2 protein-coding genes and 1 pseudogene are annotated in these 3,538 nt (G+C 67.1%); all 3 read right to left on the bottom strand.

Features of this window, described 5'->3' with window-relative positions:
* Positions 1-1,972, bottom strand: a 1,972-nt coding sequence (locus AC1DYI_RS29770; RefSeq protein WP_477207731.1) for a HAMP domain-containing protein, incomplete at its 3' end; no start/stop codon positions are given.
* Between the two features lie 293 nt (positions 1,973-2,265).
* Positions 2,266-3,225: a cation diffusion facilitator family transporter gene (locus AC1DYI_RS29765; protein WP_477207730.1), complete on the bottom strand. Its 960-nt coding sequence runs from the start codon at positions 3,223-3,225 to the stop codon at positions 2,266-2,268.
* A pseudogene (locus tag AC1DYI_RS29760) lies at positions 3,197-3,538 on the bottom strand (sorbosone dehydrogenase family protein); the annotation flags it as partial. The gene AC1DYI_RS29765 and the pseudogene AC1DYI_RS29760, both read right to left, overlap by 29 nt.

Raw genomic sequence — 3,538 nt, 5'->3', positions numbered from 1 at the left:
CCATGAAGTTGACCGACTCGGTCAGGTCCTTCCACGTGCCGGCCACGCCTTCCACCGCCGCCTGGCCGCCGAGCTTGCCTTCGGTGCCCACCTCACGCGCGACGCGGGTCACTTCAGCCGCGAACGACCGCAGCTGGTCCACCATCGTGTTGATCGTGGCCTTCAGCTCGAGGATCTCTCCTTTCACGTCGACGGTGATCTTCTTCGAGAGGTCGCCTGCCGCCACCGCCTTGGTCACGTCGGCGATGTTGCGCACCTGCGAGGTCAGGTTGCCGGCCATCGAGTTGACCGAGTCGGTCAGGTCCTTCCAGGTGCCGGACACGCCCTTCACTTCGGCCTGGCCGCCCAGCCGGCCTTCGGTACCCACTTCGCGCGCCACGCGCGTCACTTCGGCCGCGAACGACGACAGCTGGTCGACCATCGTGTTGATGGTCGACTTCAGCTCCAGGATCTCGCCCTTCACGTCGACGGTGATCTTCTTCGACAGGTCACCGGCCTGCACGGCCTTGGTCACGTCGGCGATGTTGCGCACCTGGTCGGTCAGGTTGCCGGCCATCGAGTTGACCGAATCGGTCAGGTCCTTCCAGGTGCCGGCCACGCCCTGCACTTCGGCCTGGCCACCGAGCTTGCCTTCGGTACCCACTTCGCGGGCCACACGCGTCACTTCGGCCGCGAACGACCGCAGCTGGTCCACCATCGTGTTGATGGTGTTCTTCAGCTCCAGGATCTCGCCCTTCACGTCCACCGTGATCTTCTTCGACAAGTCACCCGCCGCCACGGCGGTCGTCACCTCGGCGATGTTGCGCACCTGAGAGGTCAGGTTGCCGGCCATGAAGTTGACCGACTCGGTCAGGTCCTTCCACGTGCCGGCCACACCCTGCACATCCGCCTGGCCGCCGAGCTTGCCTTCGGTGCCCACCTCGCGCGCGACGCGCGTCACTTCAGCCGCGAACGACCGCAGCTGGTCCACCATCGTGTTGACGGTGTTCTTCAGTTCCAGGATCTCACCCTTCACGTCCACCGTGATCTTCTTGCTCAGGTCACCTGCGGCCACCGCCTTCGTCACGTCGGCGATGTTGCGCACCTGGGCCGTCAAGTTGCCGGCCATCGAGTTGACCGAATCGGTCAGGTCCTTCCACGTGCCCGACACGCCCTCGACGCGTGCCTGCCCGCCCAACGAGCCCTCAGTGCCGACCTCGCGCGCCACGCGCGTCACTTCCGATGCAAATGACCGCAGCTGGTCGACCATCGTGTTGATGGTGTTCTTCAGGGTCAGGAACTCGCCCTTGACGTCGACCTCGATCTTCTTCGACAGGTCGCCCTTGGCCACCGCGGTGGTCACGTCGGCGATGTTGCGCACCTGAGCCGTCAGGTTGCCGGCCATCGAGTTGACCGAGTCGGTCAGGTCCTTCCAGGTGCCGGCCACGCCCTTCACGGTCGCCTGGCCGCCGAGCTTGCCTTCGGTGCCCACCTCGCGCGCGACGCGGGTCACTTCGGCCGAGAAGTTGCCGAGCTGGTCGACCATCTTGTTGATGGTCTGCGCGGTGTGCAGGAACTCGCCTTCCAGCGGCCGGCCGTCGACCTCCAGCGCCATGCTCTTGGAGAGGTCACCCTGGGCCACCGCGCCGATCACGCGGGCCACCTCGGAGGTCGGGTGGACCAGGTCGTCGATCAGCGAGTTGATGTGGTCGATCGACTCGCCCCAGAAGCCGCGCGATGCACGCAACGAAGCGCGTTGCTTCAGCTTGCCCTGCTTGCCAACCACCTGGCGCAGACGGGCCAGTTCCTGGGCCATGTTGGCGTTCTGCTCGACCACGTCGTTGAACGCGTCGGCCACCCGGCCGGCAATGCCCGACCAGTGGTGCGGCAGGCGCACGCTGGCGTCGCCGTCACGCAGGGCGATCAAGGCAGTCAGCATGGTGTGCAACTCGTGCACGGGCTCGAGCTTGACCGGCGTTTCAATGGCGCTCATGAGCACCCTCCTGGTTTGAACTGCGACCATGCAGGGCAGCAGCCGTGGGGAGGCATAGTGCAGCTTCCGTGCCATCGGTACCAGGGGTCTGGGCGATGGGCGGCGGTGCTGCGCCATGCCCCGTGTGGCCGGGTGCGGCCCAGGCATGCCAGCTGCCAATTGTTAAGTAAGCACGCTTTTCCAGGACCCGGGCGGTCAGCGTCCGGCGGGAAGACTTGCCTGCTGTCGGTAAGGTTTACTGACAGAAAAGGCAATCGGTTGCGCCGCCCAGGCCAGGCCGCCAAAGTGGCAGATCAGGGCAGCACGCGGGTTTCAATGTAGATGCGCCGGATGCGCGGGAAACGCTCGCGGATCTGCGCCTCCAGCCGGTCCACCGTGGCGGAAATCTCGCATGCCGTGACCGCCCCCGCAAACTCCACGTCCAGCGCCAGCAGCACCTCTTCCGCGCCGACGTACATCGACAAGGGCCGACCGACCCGGCGCACCCCGGGTTGCGCCGCGGCCATCTCGCGGATCGCGGTGGTTGTCTCGCGCTGCAGGCCTTCGCCGACCAGCAGGCCGCGTGACTCGCGGATCAACAGCAACGCCACGCCGGCCAGCAACAGGCCGATCAACAGCGACGCCGCACCGTCGAACTCGGGCCGCCCGGTCGCCTGGCTGGCGGCGATGCCTGCCGCCGCGATGGCCAGCCCCAGCAGCGCCGCGCCGTCTTCGGCCAGCACGGTGTAGGTCGACGGGTCTTTGCTGCGGCGCAGCGCGGCCCAAAGCGGCAGCGTGCCGCTGGTCGTGAGGAACTGGCGCAACGCGATCACGAAGCTCGCCCCTTCGAACAAGGCCGCCAGGCCGAGCACGGCATAGCTCCAGCCAGCGTCGCGCATCGGCACCGGGTGCTGCAGGTGCAGCACGCCCTGGTAGAACGACACGCCGCCCCCGACGCCGAAGATCAGCACGGCGACCAGCAGGCTCCAGAAGAACAGCTCCTTGCCATGGCCGAACGGGTGCTCGGCCGAAGCCGGCCGGCGGCTGCGGTGCAGCCCGACCAGCAGCAGCCCGCCGTTGCAGATGTCGACAGTCGAGTGGATCGCTTCGGACAGCATCGCCGAGCTGCCGCTGATCCCGGCAGCGATGAACTTGGTGATCGCGATCGCGACATTCGCGGCGATCGCGCCATACACCGGCAACGCCGACCCACCGGGCTCGGCCGTCGGCGGCGCGGCGACCGGTTCAGCGTGCAGCGGTGGCGTTGGTGACACGCCAGACGGCGTTGCCCACATCGTCGGCCACCAGCAGCGCGCCCTTGCTGTCCAGCGTCACACCCACTGGCCGACCATAGGCTTCGCCTTGTGGGCTCAGGAAGCCGGTCAACACATCGACCGGCAGCGCACCGGCCGCCGGCTTCGGGCCATCGAACGGCACGAAGACCACCTTGTAGCCGCTGCGTGGCTCGCGGTTCCATGAGCCATGCTGGCCTACGAACACGCCGTGCGCAAAGGCAGCCGGCAGCGTCGAGCCATCGGAGAAGGTCATGCCCAGCGATGCGGTGTGCGAGCGATGCGGTGTGCGAGC

Source organism: Ideonella sp. P3_A4, from assembly GCF_056403075.1.
This window is presented reverse-complemented; position numbering and strand designations above follow the sequence as displayed.